This window comes from Escherichia sp. 20412-1, assembly GCF_003027595.1.
GTDB lineage: Bacteria > Pseudomonadota > Gammaproteobacteria > Enterobacterales > Enterobacteriaceae > Escherichia > Escherichia marmotae.
In genome coordinates this window covers 60,563-78,747 of the sequence record NZ_PYQM01000012.1, presented here as the reverse complement: position 1 = coordinate 78,747, position 18,185 = coordinate 60,563, and the positions used below count along the sequence as shown (strand labels likewise).

Below are 18,185 nucleotides of genomic sequence, written 5' to 3'. Positions count from 1 at the left end.
GACTTACCCCAGTAACGGTACTTTTGTGGTGGCGAGTTTAATGATGATGTACAGCACCACCAGCGCCAGCGGGAAGGTAATAATGCGCACCTGCTGACTGTGCACCCGACGGTAATCGAGAGCAATAAAACCCAAAACGATATAAATGATAACTCCAAACAGCTTTTCAGTCAGCCATTGTGCCTGCCCGGAAAATGGCAGGATGTGCGCTTTAGCCATCAGCGCAACGCCGCTGAACAATAACACTGTATCAATAACTGGCGGCAATACTCGCGTCCAGCGAGCAAATGCCAGTGAATGCTCCTGGTAGCGTAACCAAAAACGCAGGGCTAAAAAGCCGACAGAAAGCACGATACTGATGAGATGAACGCAAAGCAGCGTGTTGAAACTTGTCATCGATAATAGCGACCAAGCGTCACGCGCTCGTTATCACCGTAGTCACGACAGGTTTCGACATCACGATAACCCGCCTGCATAAATGCCTGCCGCACCACTTCACCCTGCTGCCAGCCATGTTCCAGAAGCAGAAATCCGCCGGATGCGAGTGCATTACGCGACTGTTCGATGATGTGAACGATATCAGCCATACCGCTGTCTGCCGCAACCAGCGCCGACAACGGCTCAAAGCGGACATCGCCTTGTTGAAGATGTGGATCCTGCTCGTCGATATACGGTGGATTGCTAACAATCATCGCAAACTGCTGCTCGTCAAGTGCACTAAACCAATCGCTTTGCAGGATATGGATATTTTTAATCGCCAGATGCTGTGCATTGCGCTTTGCAAGGGCAACTGCATCAGGCATTCGGTCAACCGCCGTAACATCACAATCCGGGCGTTCACTGGCCAATGCCAGGGCTATCGCCCCGGTGCCAGTACCAAGATCGAGAATGCGACAAGGCCGTTCAGGCAAGCGTGTCAGCGCCTGTTCTACCAGACATTCGGTGTCCGGACGAGGAATCAAAGTCGCTGGCGAAACAAACAACGGCAACGACCAGAATTCACGCACACCGGTTAAATGAGCAACGGGTTCACCGGCGCGACGACGCTCCAGCAGCGCGTCGAGTTGCTCTCGTTGCTCGTCAGTCAGGTGCGTTTCACCAAAGGCGAGAATGTAAGTGCGTCCCTTGCCGGTAACATGTTCCAACAAAATTTCAGCATCGCGCCGCGGGCTTTCACTCGCCTGAAGTTGGTTTATTGCTTCGCGCAACCATTGTTGATATTCCATTATTCTTGCTCGGACAACGCCGCAAGTTGGTCAGCCTGATGTTCCTGAATAATCGGTTCAATCAGCATATCCAGCTTACCTTCCATCACTTCATCCAGACGGTAGAGCGTCAGGTTGATACGGTGATCGGTGACGCGCCCCTGTGGGAAGTTATAGGTACGGTTACGGTCGCTGCGATCGCCACTCCCCAGCAGGTTACGGCGGGTCGAGGCTTCCGCCTGCTGGCGTTTTGCCATTTCCGCCGCATGGATGCGAGCACCGAGCACTGAAAGCGCCTTCGCTTTGTTTTTATGCTGTGAACGTTCATCCTGACATTCAACAACGATGCCGGTCGGCAAGTAGGTAATACGGATTGCCGAATCGGTGGTGTTAACGTGCTGACCTCCCGCTCCTGAAGAGCGGAAAGTATCAATGCGCAAATCCGCCGGGTTGATATCTGGCAGTTCCGCTTCTGGCAGTTCCGGCATTACAGCAACGGTACAAGCAGAAGTATGGATCCGCCCCTGCGATTCCGTAGCAGGGACACGCTGCACGCGATGACCACCGGATTCAAATTTCAACCGACCATACACACCATCGCCGCTGATTTTAGCAATGATCTCTTTATAACCACCATGTTCACCCTCACTGGCGCTCATGATTTCCACACGCCAGCGACGGGTTTCCGCGTAGCGGCTGTACATGCGGAACAGATCGCCAGCAAACAACGCGGCTTCATCGCCGCCGGTTCCGGCGCGCACTTCGAGGAAGGCGTTGCGTTCGTCATCAGGATCTTTTGGCAGCAAAAGAACCTGAAGTTGTTGTTCCAGTTGCTCGCTTTTCTCTTTCGCTTCGCGCAGTTCATCCTGCGCCATCTCACGCATTTCTGGATCGTCGAGCATCATCTGTGCGGTTTCGATATCTTCCTGCACTTGTTGCCAGTCGGTGAAACAGCGCGAAACATCACTTAACTGCGCATATTCACGAGATAATGCGCGAAAACGATCCTGGTCAGCGATGGTTTGCGCATCACCCAGCAATGCCTGAACTTCTTCATGGCGTTCATGCAGGGCTTCCAGTTTGGCAACGATAGAAGGCTTCATAGGCGTAAATGCACCCTGTAAAAAAAGAAAATGATGTACTGCTACTCCAGCCCGAGGCTGTCGCGCAGAATATTCAGGCGTTCGTTATCCCCGTCACGGGCGGCCTGTTGGAGTGATTTCGTTGGCGCATGGATCAGGCGGTTAGTCAGTTTCCATGCCAGATCCTGCATAATGGCTTGCGCGTCGCCGCCTTGTTCAAGAGCCGCTAACGCTTTGGCGGTTAACTCATCGCGAACCTGCTCTGCCTGACTGCGATAATCGCGAATGGTTTCACTGGCGCTTTGTGCACGCAGCCACGCCATAAATTCGCTGGCTTCCTGAGCGACGATGGTTTCCGCCTCCACGGCGGCAGCTTTACGCTGTGCCAGATTGTGCGAAATGATGCTTTGCAGATCATCAACGCTGTAAAGGTAGGCGTTCGCCAGTTTGCCGACTTCCGGCTCGACATCGCGCGGAACGGCAATATCCACCAGCAGCATCGGTTGATTGCGACGGCTTTTTAATGCACGCTCCACCATGCCTTTACCGATGATCGGCAATGGGCTGGCGGTAGAACTAATGATGATATCGGCTTCACGCAGACGTTCATCGATGTCGCTCAATGCAATCACTTCCGCGCCAACTTCATCTGCCAAAATTTGTGCTCGTTCGCGAGTACGGTTGGCGATAATCATCTTCTGCACTTTATGTTCGCGCAGATGACGTGCCACCAGCTCAATAGTTTCGCCCGCCCCCACCAGTAATACCGTCACCGTAGAGAGTGATTCAAAGATCTGTCGCGCCAGTGTACAAGCCGCAAAAGCGACAGACACGGCACTGGCACCAATATCTGTTTCGGTACGAACGCGTTTCGCTACAGAAAAAGATTTCTGGAACATGCGCTCCAGTTCGCTCGCCTTCATATGGCCTTTTTGCGAATCGGCAAACGCTTTTTTCACCTGGCCGAGAATTTGCGGCTCGCCCAGAACCAGTGAATCCAGACCACTGGCGACACGCATTAAGTGGCTAACCGCATCGTTATCCTGATGCCAGTAGAGGCTATTACGCAGATCTTCTTCATTAAGATTATGGTAATCGCACAACCAGCGAATAAGCGCCTCTTGCAGGTTATCCTGTTCTTCAACGCTAAGATAAAGTTCTGTGCGGTTACACGTCGACAGCACCACGCCGCCCTGCACCATCGGCTGCGCGAGCAGGCTGTCCAGCGCCTGATCGAGCTTATCCGGCGAAAACGATACACGTTCTCGCAGCGATACAGGTGCCGTTTTATGGTTGATACCGAGTGCTAAAAGGGTCATGTCTGCGGGAAATAATACCAACGTTGATATGGTTAGTCTGCTCGCATCATACAGGATGCGCGGGATCAATAAAAGAGAGCGCCCCCTTTTGGAGTAATTGCCGAAACCCGTTAGATTCTGGCAATTAAGACAACTTGAACATAGACGATAGCGGACGGTAACGCTAGCATTAAGGGTTATAACTGCAACGTATCTCAAGGACTTGTCATCATTATGCCCCTGCCCGATTTTCGTCTTATCCGCCTGCTACCGCTGGCAGCCCTCGTGCTCACTGCCTGTTCCGTTACCACGCCCAAAGGTCCAGGCAAAAGCCCGGATTCGCCACAGTGGCGTCAGCATCAGCAAGACGTTCGTAATCTTAATCAGTATCAGACTCGCGGTGCGTTTGCTTATATTTCCGATCAACAGAAAGTCTACGCCCGCTTTTTCTGGCAGCAAACCGGTCAGGATCGTTACCGTCTGCTGCTGACTAACCCATTGGGCAGCACCGAGCTGGAGCTGAATGCGCAACCAGGTAACGTGCAGTTAGTGGATAACAAAGGCCAGCGCTACACCGCTGATGATGCCGAAGAGATGATAGGCAAATTGACCGGAATGCCAATACCGCTCAATAGTCTGCGTCAGTGGATTTTAGGTTTGCCGGGAGACGCGACCGACTACAAACTGGACGATCAATATCGCCTGAGTGAAATCACCTACAGCCAGAACGGCAAAAACTGGAAAGTGGTATACGGTGGTTATGACACTAAAACGCAACCCGCGATGCCTGCCAATATGGAGCTCACCGACGGCGGTCAGCGCATCAAGTTAAAAATGGATAACTGGATAGTGAAATAATGCGGACTCAGTGGCCTTCTCCGGCAAAACTTAATCTGTTTTTATACATTACCGGTCAGCGTGCGGACGGCTACCACACGTTGCAAACGCTGTTTCAGTTTCTTGATTACGGCGACACCATCAACATTGAACTTCGTGACGATGGGGAAATTCGCCTGTTAACGCCCGTTGAAGGCGTGGAAAACGAAGATAACCTGATTGTTCGCGCGGCACGCTTGCTGATGAAAACAGCAGCCGCCAGCGGGCGTCTTCCGGCGGGAAGCGGTGCAGATATCAGTATTGACAAGCGTTTGCCGATGGGCGGTGGTCTGGGCGGCGGTTCATCCAATGCCGCGACTGTTCTGGTGGCGTTAAATCATCTCTGGCAATGTGGACTCAGCATCGAGGAGCTGGCGAAAATGGGGCTGACGCTGGGCGCTGATGTGCCTGTCTTTGTGCGTGGTCATGCTGCTTTTGCCGAAGGCGTTGGCGAAATATTAACACCGGTGGATCCGCCAGAAAAATGGTATCTGGTAGCGCACCCTGGTGTGAGTATTCCGACACCGGTAATTTTTAAAGATCCCGAACTCCCGCGCAACACGCCGAAAAGGTCAATAGAAACGTTGCTAAAATGTGAATTTAGCAATGATTGCGAGGTTATCGCAAGAAAACGTTTTCGCGAGGTTGATGCGGTGCTTTCCTGGCTGTTAGAATACGCCCCGTCGCGCCTGACTGGGACAGGGGCCTGTGTCTTTGCTGAATTTGATACAGAGTCTGAAGCCCGCCAGGTGCTAGAGCAAGCCCCGGAATGGCTCAATGGCTTTGTGGCGAAAGGCGTCAACCTTTCCCCATTGCACAGAGCCATGCTTTAAGCCGGGCAAGCTGAGTTTCGGTGACAACGTCACCTTGTTCCAGACGTTGCATCGCGCTCTTTAATACACCGCCTGGAAAGAATATTGCCTGGCCCGCACAGTTTTCGGCAGATTCTTTCCACCAATGGACGCATGCCTGAGGTTCTTCTCGTGCCTGATATGAAGCTTTTTGCTGGTAACGCCACCCCGGAACTAGCACAACGTATTGCCAACCGCCTGTACACTTCACTCGGCGACGCCGCTGTAGGTCGCTTTAGCGACGGCGAAGTCAGCGTACAAATCAACGAAAATGTACGCGGTGGTGATATTTTCATCATCCAGTCCACTTGTGCCCCTACTAACGACAACCTGATGGAATTAGTCGTTATGGTTGATGCCCTGCGTCGTGCTTCCGCAGGTCGTATCACCGCTGTTATCCCCTACTTTGGCTATGCGCGCCAGGACCGTCGCGTCCGTTCCGCTCGTGTACCAATCACTGCGAAAGTGGTTGCAGACTTCCTCTCCAGCGTCGGTGTTGACCGTGTGCTGACAGTGGATCTGCACGCTGAACAGATTCAGGGTTTCTTCGACGTTCCGGTTGATAACGTATTTGGTAGCCCGATCCTGCTGGAAGACATGCTGCAGCTGAATCTGGATAACCCGATTGTGGTTTCTCCGGACATCGGCGGCGTTGTGCGTGCCCGCGCTATCGCTAAGCTGTTGAACGATACCGATATGGCAATCATCGATAAACGTCGTCCGCGTGCGAACGTTTCCCAGGTGATGCATATCATCGGTGACGTTGCAGGTCGTGACTGCGTACTGGTCGATGACATGATCGACACTGGCGGTACGCTGTGTAAAGCTGCTGAAGCGCTGAAAGAACGTGGTGCTAAACGTGTATTTGCGTATGCGACTCACCCGATCTTCTCTGGCAACGCGGCGAACAACCTGCGTAACTCTGTAATTGATGAAGTCGTTGTCTGCGATACTATTCCGCTGAGCGATGAAATCAAATTACTGCCGAACGTGCGTACTCTGACCCTGTCAGGTATGCTGGCCGAAGCGATTCGTCGTATCAGCAACGAAGAATCGATCTCTGCTATGTTCGAACATTAATCGAACCCGGCTCAAAGACCCGCTGCGGCGGGTTTTTTTGTCTGTAATATCCATTTGTATGACCTATGCCTCCTTCACCTGCCATTTAGTTGACAGATGATGCGCTCACGGATGAAACATTATTGTGAACAAAATATTCTCCTCACATGTGATGCCTTTCCGCGCTCTGATCGACGCTTGCTGGAAAGAAAAATACACTGCCGCACGGTTTACCCGTGACCTGATTGCCGGGATTACCGTCGGGATTATTGCTATTCCGCTGGCGATGGCGTTAGCAATTGGCAGTGGCGTAGCTCCACAGTACGGTTTATACACCGCTGCTGTTGCAGGGATTGTCATTGCTCTGACGGGTGGGTCGCGCTTTAGCGTCTCCGGTCCGACTGCGGCATTTGTGGTAATTCTCTATCCTGTTTCGCAACAGTTTGGACTGGCAGGCCTGCTGGTTGCGACATTGTTGTCTGGGATCTTTTTGATCCTGATGGGGCTGGCACGCTTTGGCCGCCTGATTGAGTATATTCCGGTTTCCGTTACCTTAGGCTTCACCTCGGGTATCGGGATCACCATCGGTACGATGCAGATTAAAGATTTTCTCGGTCTGCAAATGGCTCATGTCCCGGAACATTATCTGCAAAAAGTTGGCGCATTATTTATGGCGCTGCCGACGATTAACGTGGGTGATGCCGCAATTGGTATTGTTACGCTTGGGATCCTGATTTTCTGGCCGCGCCTGGGCATCCGTTTACCTGGTCACCTTCCAGCATTGCTGGCCGGTTGTGCGGTGATGGGAATTGTTAACCTGCTCGGCGAGCATGTTGCTACCATCGGCTCGCAATTCCACTACGTTCTGGCCGATGGCTCCCAGGGTAACGGTATCCCGCAACTGCTGCCGCAGTTGGTGCTACCGTGGGATCTGCCCAATTCAGAATTCACGCTAAGCTGGGACTCCATTCGCACTCTTCTGCCTGCAGCATTCTCAATGGCAATGCTCGGGGCGATTGAATCTCTGCTCTGCGCTGTGGTACTGGATGGTATGACCGGGACGAAACACAAAGCGAATAGTGAGCTGGTCGGCCAGGGGCTGGGGAATATCATTGCCCCATTCTTTGGCGGTATTACCGCTACAGCCGCGATCGCGCGTTCTGCCGCTAACGTCCGTGCCGGGGCGACTTCCCCCATCTCGGCGGTAATTCACTCTATTCTGGTTATTCTTGCCCTGCTGGTACTGGCACCGCTGCTTTCCTGGCTGCCGCTTTCCGCCATGGCTGCCCTGCTGCTGATGGTGGCGTGGAACATGAGTGAAGCGCATAAAGTGGTCGATTTGCTGCGTCATGCGCCGAAGGATGACATCATCGTCATGCTGCTGTGCATGTCACTGACCGTGCTGTTTGATATGGTTATTGCCATCAGCGTAGGGATCGTGCTGGCATCGCTGCTGTTTATGCGCCGTATCGCCCGTATGACTCGCCTGGCTCCGGTAGCAGTAGACGTGCCTGACGATGTACTGGTTCTGCGTGTTATCGGCCCGCTGTTTTTCGCTGCGGCTGAAGGTCTGTTCACTGAACTGGAATCACGTCTGGAAGGAAAACGAATTGTTATTCTGAAGTGGGATGCCGTTCCGGTGCTTGATGCCGGTGGTCTTGATGCGTTCCAGCGTTTTGTGAAGCGACTGCCTGAAGGGTGTGAACTGCGCGTGTGTAACGTGGAATTTCAGCCTCTGCGCACAATGGCTCGATCCGGTATTCAACCGATTCCGGGACGCCTGGCGTTCTTCCCGAATCGCAGCGCAGCGATGGCTGATCTGTAAGAAAGGCATTAAATTGACCAGTCAGCGCAAACTGACTGGTCAGTAAACTGCATTATACATTAGCTATGACGACGATTATCGCTACGGCGGCAACGTTTGTCATAGTGGCGAACCCACCAGTAACGGTCGCACACCTGTTCATGCCCACCAACACGGGCACCCGCCAGCCAGAGAATGGCACCGACGAAAATACTCAGCACTGCACCATGTGCGAAATACTGGGGCATATTAAACTGTGGTAACTGGTTGAGGATTGAATACCCCACGCCAACCACCATCACCACCAGACCCAACCCCATGAGCACGTTACCGAGTAACGAAGCGTTTTTGCGTTTCATATGTCACCTCCGGAACTTTCTGGGTTGTAACAGGGAATACCCCTCATCCTTATGTGTAAAGTATAGACAACACCCTGTGGCTTATGTGCGGGTGTGATCACAATTACCCCCTTTATTTCAACAAAACTTTACAAATAACCATCTGAACACCCTGACTTTCTAATAGTCTGTAGAGGCAATTATTGTGTTGTCAGCATATAAGGCGCTGTTTTTTGTCAAGCGGGGCCGCAACCAGTAAACTACGCGCCAGTTATGTACTCACTCAGGACAAAAAACGTGACGATTAAATTGATTGTCGGCCTGGCGAACCCCGGCGCTGAATATGCAGCAACGCGACATAATGCTGGTGCCTGGTTCGTTGACTTACTGGCGGAGCGTTTACGCGCCCCTCTACGGGAAGAAGCTAAATTCTTCGGTTATACCTCACGAGTGACTCTCGGAGGAGAAGATGTCCGCCTGTTAGTCCCGACTACATTTATGAATCTCAGCGGCAAAGCAGTCGCAGCGATGGCCAGTTTTTTCCGCATTAACCCGGATGAAATTCTGGTCGCCCACGACGAACTGGATCTGCCTCCTGGCGTCGCCAAATTTAAATTGGGCGGTGGCCACGGTGGTCACAATGGACTGAAAGACATCATCAGTAAATTAGGTAATAACCCTAACTTTCACCGTTTACGCATCGGAATTGGTCATCCGGGCGATAAAAACAAAGTTGTCGGCTTTGTGTTAGGCAAACCACCTGTTAGTGAACAGAAGTTAATTGATGACGCCATCGACGAAGCGGCACGTTGTACTGAAATGTGGTTTACAGATGGCCTGACCAAAGCAACGAACCGATTGCACGCCTTTAAAGCGCAATAAGTCGTTGTCTGCGGCATTTTTGCCGAGTGCCGTGTATAATAGGCAAAGTTATTTCCATTTCTACAATCTGTTTACGATAACAGGTTGATTATTAAGATATTAAGGTGATTTAAATCATGGGATTCAAATGCGGTATCGTCGGTTTGCCCAACGTCGGGAAATCTACCCTGTTCAACGCGCTGACCAAAGCCGGTATTGAAGCGGCCAACTTTCCATTCTGCACCATCGAGCCGAACACCGGCGTCGTACCAATGCCCGATCCACGCCTGGATCAACTGGCTGAAATCGTAAAACCGCAGCGCACGCTTCCCACCACCATGGAATTTGTCGATATCGCCGGTCTGGTAAAAGGCGCGTCGAAAGGTGAAGGTCTGGGTAACCAGTTCCTGACCAACATCCGTGAAACCGAAGCGATCGGCCACGTTGTTCGTTGCTTTGAAAATGACAATATCATCCACGTTTCCGGCAAAGTTAACCCGGCGGACGATATTGACGTTATCAATACCGAACTGGCACTGGCGGATCTCGACACCTGTGAACGTGCAATTCATCGCGTACAGAAGAAGGCCAAAGGTGGCGATAAAGACGCGAAAGCCGAACTGGCGGTTCTGGAAAAATGTCTGCCACAGCTAGAAAACGCAGGTATGCTGCGCGCGCTGGATTTAAGCGCAGAAGAGAAAGCGGCTATTCGTTACCTGAGCTTCCTGACTCTGAAACCGACGATGTACATCGCCAACGTCAACGAAGACGGTTTTGAAAACAACCCGTATCTTGACCAGGTGCGTGAGATTGCGGCGAAAGAAGGCTCTATCGTGGTTCCGGTTTGTGCTGCTGTTGAAGCAGACATTGCCGAACTGGACGACGAAGAACGTGACGAGTTTATGCAGGAACTGGGACTGGAAGAGCCGGGTCTGAACCGTGTGATCCGTGCTGGTTATAAACTGCTGAATCTGCAAACTTACTTCACCGCTGGGGTGAAAGAAGTGCGCGCATGGACCATTCCGGTTGGTGCAACGGCTCCGCAGGCTGCTGGCAAAATCCACACCGATTTTGAAAAAGGCTTTATCCGTGCACAAACCATCTCGTTTGAAGATTTCATCACTTACAAAGGTGAACAAGGCGCGAAAGAAGCGGGCAAAATGCGTGCAGAAGGTAAAGATTACATCGTTAAAGATGGCGATGTGATGAACTTCCTGTTCAACGTCTAATTCCGCGTAATACCCGAGCGGTTAATAATGAGCCATTATGTGAGTTGCACATAATGGCTTTTTTTTTTACCTGCTACGCTGCTACTTCCAATTCTGAGTTACCGAAATTCATAATCAGACTCCTGGCAATATTAACAATATGGCTTTTATGTGATAACAATCACAGTGCATTAACCGTTCAAGAGTTTGTCATGAAAAAAACATTTACCTTCAGCCTGTTAGCAATTGTCTTCGCCAGCCTGTTAAGTGCTTGTGTTCCTCACCATCATCACCGCCACAGCGATGGCCCTCGTGGCCCTGCGGCCTCCGGTAAGCCAATGCCCCCCTCAAATGGTGGGCCAAATCATGGCAGCCCTGGTCATAGTCGCTATTAATTAGTAAGTCATAGACGGGAGAGTACATACTCTCCCACTATCCACGGCGTTTGAACTGACTCGCATCAATGCCATGTTGCTTCATTTTTCGCCACAGCGTAGTGCGACCAATCCCCAGTAATGCAGACATTTCCTGAATACGTCCGCCCGTAACCTGAGCTGCATTAATAATTGCCTCTTTTTCGACTTCCGCAAATGACAGACTGGTTGAAAGACGTGTGGCGCTGACATCATCTGTCGCCTGTTCGGTAAACAGATGTTCAGGCAAATCACTGATGCGAATTCGCCCGTTATCGCTGCTCAGGGCAAGGTTCTCGATGACGCTGTACAGTTCAAAATCATTGCCGGGCCATGCACAAGAAACCAGGCGGGCAAGCGCATCGTCATCAATTTTCAGGCGGGTTGAGAAACGTTTTTCGAGATTGCGCAGCTTGTTATTCACCAACGCCGGAATACTGCCGCGCCGCATACGCAGCGGCGGGATAGTAATTTCAAACGCATGCAGCGCGTAATAAAGTTGCCGGCTAAAGCGATTTTGTTCCACCAGCATTGCCAGATCCGCGGTCGTTGTAGCAATGACTTTGACATCAATCGGTATTAAACGCCGCGCATCCAGCCGCGTGATAACCCCCTGCTTGATAACCTGTAATAAAGCAGACTGTAACTCCACTGCCAGATATTCAATTTTTTCAAGAAACAACGTGCCGCCGTGCGCCAGTTCCAGCCGACTCAGGCGACCATTTTCGTTCTCCGGGCGATCGCTGCCAATAAGCTCGTCCGCCAGCGTCGCATCACCGTATAACTCGCAATTGACGGCGATATAAGGCCCTGCTGCCCGCTCGCTTTCATTATGAATTGCCTGACTTAACAGGGCTTTACCAACGCCCTCTTCCCCACAAAGTAGAACAGGAAAACTGCTGCGCGCCGCCTGACGGCCAAAATGAATCAAGCGGCGGGTTTGCGGATCGTCCTGCGGCATATGGGCAAATGTATGACTAACTTTGCCTAATTGACTGGTCATCAATTGCCGCATCTGTTCCACCGGATGCAGCAACAGAATAAAGCTGGTTCCCTGCGTTTCTATTATCGGTTTAAGGGTAATGACCGCATCAATAAACTGATGCTGGCTTTCAAAGGTCGCTTCCACATGTTTGAGCGGATGCGCCTGTTTTATTGCCTGTTGCAAAACGGCGGGTAACGTTAACAGTTCAGTGATCGCCTTGCCCTGACTTGCCGTCGCGTCCAGACGCAAAACACGCGCCGCCTGAGCATTGATAAATTGCAAATTACCCTGCTCGTCCCAGCTAATCACCCCATCGTCCATACTTTCTAACAGGGCGTTAAGCTGATTTAAATGCCGATTAGTTTCAGCAAGCAAACTGTCCGTCAGCAGTAAATTCCCCACCTCGCGAGCAATTGCCAGCGTCAACGGCAAATCGGCTGCCGTTGATTGTTCAGCCGGACACGCCAGGGCTATCGTCCCCGTCAATCGCCCTTTGCTGTCAAACAGTGGCGTTGCACAAAATGCCCAATCCCAAAGCATCTGCTTAAAATGTTGATCGGCCTTCGTTTTCACAGCCTGACCGGAGATAGCCGCTAACGATAATGCACAAGTGCCAATGATCCCTTCAGCACAATATGTACCGTCGCTGAATCCCAGCAGACTGAGCTGGCGCAACGTCTGCGGATCCCCATAACGGCTAAGAATGCAGGCCGTTTCATCAAGGATAAACAGGGCGCACTCTCGGGGTGCCATATATTCCCAGGCATCTTCCAGCGCCGCTTGCCCGAGCGTCAGCATCGCCTTTTTACGCCGACAAATAGAAGCAAATGTTACGCCCTGTGCCTGGTGCGGTTTGCTCCATAACTCCCGTTTCATCAGCTTACAGCATCGCTCCCAGGAGGCTGCAATTAAGGGAGAAAGCCCCCGGCTATCGTCGTTAAAACCGCCATTCATATTCCGCTCACTTATGACAAAAGGTGTTCCGGCTCGCAATTTTTAGTATTAAGACACATCCAAGTTTCAATATGAAACATTCATTAAAGCATATGTTCCATTATGAAACGCAATTTGGGTTAATTTTCTTTTCCCTTGCCTGATGCACAATGGATTCATCGGCAGTCAGTGGTCGCCGTATCGTTGAACATCATCCATGCCCTACCGTAAATGCTGGAGCAAAATAATGAAAAAATTGATCAATGATGTGCAAGACGTACTGAACGAACAACTGGCAGGGCTGGCGAAAGCCCATCCTTCGCTGACGCTGCATCAGGACCCACTGTATGTCACCCGAGCTGATGCACCCGTTGCAGGAAAAGTCGCTCTACTGTCGGGCGGCGGCAGCGGACACGAGCCGATGCACTGCGGTTATATCGGCCAGGGAATGCTCTCGGGGGCATGTCCTGGCGAAATATTCACCTCTCCGACGCCAGACAAAATCTTTGAATGCGCCATGCAAATTGATGGCGGCGAAGGTGTGCTGCTGATTATCAAAAATTACACCGGCGATATTCTTAACTTCGAAACAGCAACAGAATTACTGCACGACAGCGGCGTAAAAGTCACCACAGTGGTTGTCGATGACGACGTTGCGGTGAAAGACAGTCTTTACACCGCCGGGCGGCGCGGCGTTGCCAACACGGTATTAATTGAAAAACTGGTGGGTGCGGCGGCGGAACGTGGCGACTCACTGGACGCCTGTGCAGAACTGGGGCGTAAGTTGAATAATCAGGGTCACTCAATTGGTATCGCCCTCGGTGCCTGTACCGTTCCTGCCGCAGGCAAACCGTCTTTTACGTTGGCGGATAATGAGATGGAGTTTGGCGTTGGCATTCATGGTGAACCAGGTATTGACCGTCGCCCCTTCTCTTCCCTTAATCAAACCGTCGATGAAATGTTCGATACCCTGCTGGAAAATGGCGCATATCATCGCACGCTGCGTTTCTGGGATTATCAACAAGGAAACTGGCTGGAACAGACGCAAACCAAACAGCCGCTACAGTCTGGCGATCGGGTGATTGCACTGGTCAACAATCTTGGTGCCACACCGCTTTCTGAGCTATACGGCGTCTATAACCGCCTGACCACGCGTTGTCAGCAAGCGGGTTTGACTATCGAGCGTAATTTAATTGGCGCGTACTGCACCTCACTGGATATGTCCGGCTTTTCTATCACCTTACTGAAAGTTGATGACGAAATGTTGGCACTATGGGACGCCCCGGTCCATACCCCGGCACTCAACTGGGGTAAATAAGGAGATGATGATGTCACTGAGCAGAACACAGATTGTTAACTGGCTCACTCGCTGTGGAGAAATTTTCAGCAAAGAGAGCGATTATCTCACCAGCCTTGACCGTGAAATTGGTGACGCTGACCACGGGCTGAATATGAATCGTGGCTTTAGCAAAGTGGTGGAGAAACTACCCGCCATCGAGGACAAGGATATTGGTTTCATCCTCAAAAATACCGGTATGACGTTGCTTTCCAGCGTCGGCGGTGCCAGTGGTCCGCTGTTCGGTACGTTTTTTATTCGCGCCGCACAGGTAACTCAGGCACGACAAAGCCTGACGCTGGAAGAGCTTTATCAGATGTTCCGCGATGGTGCGGATGGCGTAATCAGCCGGGGAAAAGCCGAGCCCGGCGATAAGACCATGTGCGATGTCTGGGTGCCGGTGGTTGAGTCGTTACGTCAGTCCTGCGAGCAAAATCTCTCTGTTCCGGCGGCGCTCGACGCTGCCAGCAGCGTCGCTGAATCCGCTGCACAAAGCACGATTACGATGCAAGCCCGCAAAGGCCGTGCCAGTTACCTCGGTGAACGCAGTATCGGTCACCAGGATCCTGGCGCGACCTCCGTGATGTTTATGATGAAAATGCTGGCTTTAGCCGCGAAAGAGTAAGGAATTGGTGATGGTAAACCTGGTCATAGTTTCACATAGCGCCCGACTGGGAGAAGGTGTTGGTGAATTAGCCCGTCAGATGCTGATGAGCGATAGTTGTAAAATCGCCGTTGCCGCGGGGATTGATGATCCACAAAATCCCATCGGCACCGATGCCGTCAAAGTGATGGAAGCCATCGAATCCGTTGCCGATGCCGACCATGTGCTGGTCATGATGGATATGGGGAGCGCGTTATTGAGTGCAGAAACCGCACTGGAATTGCTTGCGCCAGAGATCGCCGCAAAAGTACGGTTGTGCGCCGCACCGTTGGTTGAAGGGACGCTGGCTGCGACGGTCAGCGCGGCGTTAGGTGCGGATATCAACCAGGTTATCCATGACGCAATGCATGCGCTGGAAGCCAAACGCGAACAACTGGGTTTACCGTCATCCAACAGTGAAATCTCTGACATATGCCCTCCGCACGATGAAGAGGCTCGTTCTCTGGCGGTGGTGATTAAAAACCGTAACGGCCTCCACGTGCGCCCTGCCTCCCGACTGGTCTATACCTTATCGGTATTTAATGCGGACATGTTGCTGGAGAAAAACGGTAAATGCGTCACGCCGGAAAGTATTAACCAGATTGCGCTGTTACAAGTCCGCTATAACGATACTCTGCGCCTGATTGTGAAAGGGCCTGAAGCTGAAGAGGCGCTGGCCGCTTTCCGCCAGTTGGCTGAAGATAACTTTGGTGAAACGGAAGAGATAGCGCCACCGACTCTGCGCCCAGTCCCTCCTGTCACGGGTAAAGCCTTCTATTATCAACCGGTTTTATGCACAGTGCAGGCGAAATCAACTCTGACAGCGGAACAAGAACAGGAACGATTACGCCAGGCGATTGACTTCACATTGTTAGATTTGATGGCCTTATCGGCAAAGGCAGAGGCAAACGGGCTCGACGATATCGCCGCGATCTTTTCCGGCCACCATACTCTGTTAGACGATCCTGAGCTACTGGCGGCGGCAAGCGAACTCCTTCAGCATGAACACTGCACAGCAGAATATGCCTGGCAGCAGGTTCTTAAAGAACTTAGCCAGCAATATCAGCAGCTTGATGATGAATATTTGCAAGCTCGCTATATTGATGTAGACGATCTTCTGCATCGTACCCTGCTCCACCTGACACAGACGAAAGAAGAACTGCCGCAATTTAGCGCGCCGACTATTTTACTGGCGGAGAATATTTACCCTTCCACCATGTTGCAACTGGACCCGACTGTCGTTAAAGGCATCTGTCTTAGCGCCGGAAGCCCGGTATCCCACAGCGCCTTAATTGCCCGTGAACTGGGCATTGGCTGGGTTTGTCAGCAGGGCGAGAAACTGTATGCGCTACAACCTGAAGAGACATTAACCCTGGATGTAAAAGCACAACGCTTCAGGCATCAGAGTTAAATTAGATTCTCCGTCAGATTTGTCTGTCAGTTCGCAGAATAAGATTTCAATCATGTCCTTACGGCGATCCTGAACTAAGGTTTTCTGATACTTGAATACCGTTTTGTTCGGTATCGCCAAAGGAGAATGATTGATGAAACCACGTGTCCCTCGTCATCCACAAAGAATGGCGTTAATTCCCACCACACTTTTTTTGTGTTTTGCCGCGCTATCGGCACAAGCGGAAGAAATTGCCGTCACACCACAATCGCCTGATATTTTGTTGGGACCGTTGTTTGACGATGTACAAAACGCCAAACTTTTTCCGGATCAAAAAACCTTTGCCGACGCCGTGCCAAACAGCGATCCGCTGATGATCCTCGCTGATTACCGGATGCAACAGAACCAGAGCGGGTTTGATTTGCGTCACTTCGTGAAAGTCAATTTCTCCCTGCCAAAAGAAGGCGAGAAACACATCCCACCAAAGGGACAGTCGCTACGTGAACATATTGATGGGCTTTGGCCGGTATTAACCCGCACAACCGAAAGCACCGAAAAATGGGACTCTCTGCTGCCGTTGCCGAAACCCTATGTCGTGCCGGGGGGGCGTTTCCGGGAAGTATATTACTGGGACAGCTACTTCACTATGCTGGGGCTTGCTGAAAGCGGTCACTGGGATAAAGTTGCGGATATGGTGGCGAATTTTGGCTATGAAATAGACACTTACGGACATATTCCAAACGGTAATCGCAGCTATTATTTGAGCCGTTCACAACCACCCTTCTTTGCCCTGATGGTGGAGTTACTGGCACAACATGAAGGCGATGCAGCGTTGAAACAGTATCTGCCGCAACTGCAAAAAGAATATGCTTACTGGATGGACGGCGTTGAAAACCTGCAAGCCGGGCAACAGGAAAAACGCGTTGTAAAGCTCAAGGATGGCACTATCCTTAACCGCTACTGGGACGACCGCGATACACCGCGTCCGGAATCGTGGGTGGAAGATATCGCCACAGCCAAAAGCAATCCCGGTCGCCCCGCTACGGAAATCTATCGCGACCTGCGTTCCGCCGCCGCATCTGGCTGGGATTTCAGCTCGCGCTGGATGGATAATCCACAGCAGTTAAATACCTTGCGCACCACCAGCATTGTGCCGGTCGATCTTAATAGTCTGATGTATAAAATGGAAAAAATTCTCGCCAGCGCCAGTAAAGCCGCCGGGGATAACGCGATGGCCAGTCAATATGAAACATTAGCCAATGCCCGTCAGCAAGGGATCGAAAAATACCTGTGGAACGACCAGCAAGGCTGGTATGCCGATTACGATCTGAAGAGCCATAAAGTACGCAATCAGTTAACTGCCGCCGCCCTGTTCCCGCTGTATGTCAACGCTGCGGCGAAAGATCGTGCCAGCAAAATGGCAACGGCGACCAGAACGCATCTGCTGCAACCTGGCGGACTGAACACCACCTCGGTGAAAAGTGGACAGCAATGGGATGCGCCAAATGGCTGGGCACCGTTGCAATGGGTTGCTACCGAAGGATTGCAAAACTACGGGCAAAATGAGGTGGCGATGGATATTAGCTGGAATTTCCTGACCAATGTTCAACACACTTATGACCGGGAGAAAAAGCTGGTCGAAAAATATGATGTCAGCACCACCGGAACAGGTGGCGGCGGTGGCGAATATCCGTTGCAGGATGGCTTTGGCTGGACCAACGGCGTGACGCTGAAAATGCTGGATTTGATCTGCCCGAAAGCGCAACCGTGTGACAACGTTCCGGCAAGTCGCCCACTCAGTAAATCAACAACACCGCCGGTTAAACAAAAAGAGGCGGAACCTACGCCTTAAATTTACTGTATATCGGGCAATGTCATTCCGCACATTAAATTGGCATTGCCC

17 protein-coding genes are annotated in these 18,185 nt (G+C 51.6%); 11 read left to right on the top strand and 6 right to left on the bottom strand.

The genetic code is table 11. The annotated features are described in order from the left end of the window. Nucleotides 1-3: 3 nt before the first annotated feature. The 4 genes from sirB2 to hemA are packed head-to-tail and all read right to left on the bottom strand — an operon-like array spanning nt 4 to nt 3,606. Nucleotides 4-396: an invasion regulator SirB2 gene (sirB2, locus tag C7B16_RS11035; protein ID WP_000200357.1), complete on the bottom strand. Its 393-nt coding sequence runs from the start codon at nt 394-396 to the stop codon at nt 4-6. Then, a complete protein-coding gene (prmC, locus tag C7B16_RS11030; RefSeq protein WP_061090499.1) occupies nt 393-1,226 on the bottom strand; it encodes a peptide chain release factor N(5)-glutamine methyltransferase in 834 nt (277 codons plus the stop codon). The genes sirB2 and prmC overlap by 4 nt, the downstream gene beginning before the upstream one ends. Further along, the gene (gene prfA, locus C7B16_RS11025) at nt 1,226-2,308 is read right to left on the bottom strand and encodes a peptide chain release factor 1 (RefSeq protein WP_107179700.1); all 1,083 of its coding nucleotides are present in this window, start codon (nt 2,306-2,308) and stop codon (nt 1,226-1,228) included. Before prfA ends, prmC begins: the two co-directional genes overlap by 1 nt. A gap of 41 nt (nt 2,309-2,349) precedes the next feature. Then, entirely contained in the window at nt 2,350-3,606 is a 1,257-nt protein-coding gene (gene hemA, locus C7B16_RS11020) for a glutamyl-tRNA reductase (protein WP_001516527.1), read from the bottom strand. Between the two features lie 213 nt (nt 3,607-3,819). Here hemA and lolB point away from each other — a divergent pair, with 213 nt between their 5' ends. The 4 genes from lolB (at nt 3,820) to dauA (ending at nt 8,196) form a co-directional block, all read left to right on the top strand. Then, the gene (lolB, locus tag C7B16_RS11015; RefSeq protein ID WP_001130692.1) at nt 3,820-4,443 is read left to right on the top strand and encodes a lipoprotein insertase outer membrane protein LolB; all 624 of its coding nucleotides are present in this window, start codon (nt 3,820-3,822) and stop codon (nt 4,441-4,443) included. After that, nucleotides 4,443-5,294, top strand: coding sequence for a 4-(cytidine 5'-diphospho)-2-C-methyl-D-erythritol kinase (gene ispE, locus C7B16_RS11010; RefSeq protein ID WP_001516528.1), 852 nt, complete (start codon nt 4,443-4,445; stop codon nt 5,292-5,294). The genes lolB and ispE overlap by 1 nt, the downstream gene beginning before the upstream one ends. A 150-nt stretch (nt 5,295-5,444) precedes the next feature. Next, entirely contained in the window at nt 5,445-6,392 is a 948-nt protein-coding gene (gene prs, locus C7B16_RS11000; protein ID WP_001516529.1) for a ribose-phosphate diphosphokinase, read from the top strand. Between the two features lie 124 nt (nt 6,393-6,516). After that, nucleotides 6,517-8,196, top strand: coding sequence for a C4-dicarboxylic acid transporter DauA (gene dauA, locus C7B16_RS10990; RefSeq protein ID WP_107179699.1), 1,680 nt, complete (start codon nt 6,517-6,519; stop codon nt 8,194-8,196). A 59-nt stretch (nt 8,197-8,255) separates the two neighbouring features. On the opposite strand, the gene ychH is transcribed toward dauA, so the two are convergent. Further along, nucleotides 8,256-8,534: a stress-induced protein YchH gene (ychH, locus tag C7B16_RS10985; protein ID WP_000823885.1), complete on the bottom strand. Its 279-nt coding sequence runs from the start codon at nt 8,532-8,534 to the stop codon at nt 8,256-8,258. A gap of 276 nt (nt 8,535-8,810) precedes the next feature. Here ychH and pth point away from each other — a divergent pair, with 276 nt between their 5' ends. From pth to C7B16_RS10970, 3 genes are all read left to right on the top strand, one after another. Then, nucleotides 8,811-9,395, top strand: a complete 585-nt coding sequence (gene pth, locus C7B16_RS10980; protein WP_000152932.1) for an aminoacyl-tRNA hydrolase — start codon at nt 8,811-8,813, stop codon at nt 9,393-9,395. A 116-nt stretch (nt 9,396-9,511) separates the two neighbouring features. Beyond that, on the top strand, nt 9,512-10,603 hold the full coding sequence (gene ychF, locus C7B16_RS10975) for a redox-regulated ATPase YchF (protein WP_000505858.1): 1,092 nt from the start codon (nt 9,512-9,514) through the stop codon (nt 10,601-10,603). A gap of 191 nt (nt 10,604-10,794) precedes the next feature. Further along, nucleotides 10,795-10,977, top strand: a complete 183-nt coding sequence (locus tag C7B16_RS10970) for a hypothetical protein (RefSeq protein ID WP_016248797.1) — start codon at nt 10,795-10,797, stop codon at nt 10,975-10,977. Between the two features lie 37 nt (nt 10,978-11,014). On the opposite strand, the gene dhaR is transcribed toward C7B16_RS10970, so the two are convergent. Continuing rightward, on the bottom strand, nt 11,015-12,934 hold the full coding sequence (gene dhaR / locus C7B16_RS10965; RefSeq protein WP_001516533.1) for a dihydroxyacetone kinase operon transcriptional regulator DhaR: 1,920 nt from the start codon (nt 12,932-12,934) through the stop codon (nt 11,015-11,017). A 226-nt stretch (nt 12,935-13,160) separates the two neighbouring features. Between dhaR and dhaK the strand changes: the two genes are divergently transcribed. The 4 genes from dhaK to C7B16_RS10945 all read left to right on the top strand — a co-directional run bounded on the left by dhaK (nt 13,161) and on the right by C7B16_RS10945 (nt 18,134). Continuing rightward, nucleotides 13,161-14,231, top strand: coding sequence for a dihydroxyacetone kinase subunit DhaK (gene dhaK / locus C7B16_RS10960; RefSeq protein WP_000733746.1), 1,071 nt, complete (start codon nt 13,161-13,163; stop codon nt 14,229-14,231). Between the two features lie 10 nt (nt 14,232-14,241). Then, a complete protein-coding gene (gene dhaL, locus C7B16_RS10955) occupies nt 14,242-14,874 on the top strand; it encodes a dihydroxyacetone kinase subunit DhaL (protein ID WP_001516534.1) in 633 nt (210 codons plus the stop codon). Between the two features lie 10 nt (nt 14,875-14,884). Then, nucleotides 14,885-16,303 (top strand): dihydroxyacetone kinase phosphoryl donor subunit DhaM, encoded by a 1,419-nt coding sequence (dhaM, locus tag C7B16_RS10950; RefSeq protein WP_107179698.1) that lies wholly within the window; start codon nt 14,885-14,887, stop codon nt 16,301-16,303. Nucleotides 16,304-16,436: 133 nt separating this feature from the next. Then, nucleotides 16,437-18,134 carry an alpha,alpha-trehalase gene (locus tag C7B16_RS10945; protein WP_001516536.1) on the top strand — a complete coding sequence of 566 codons (1,698 nt, stop codon included), beginning with the start codon at nt 16,437-16,439 and terminating at the stop codon, nt 18,132-18,134. The last annotated feature ends 51 nt before the right edge of the window (nt 18,135-18,185 follow it).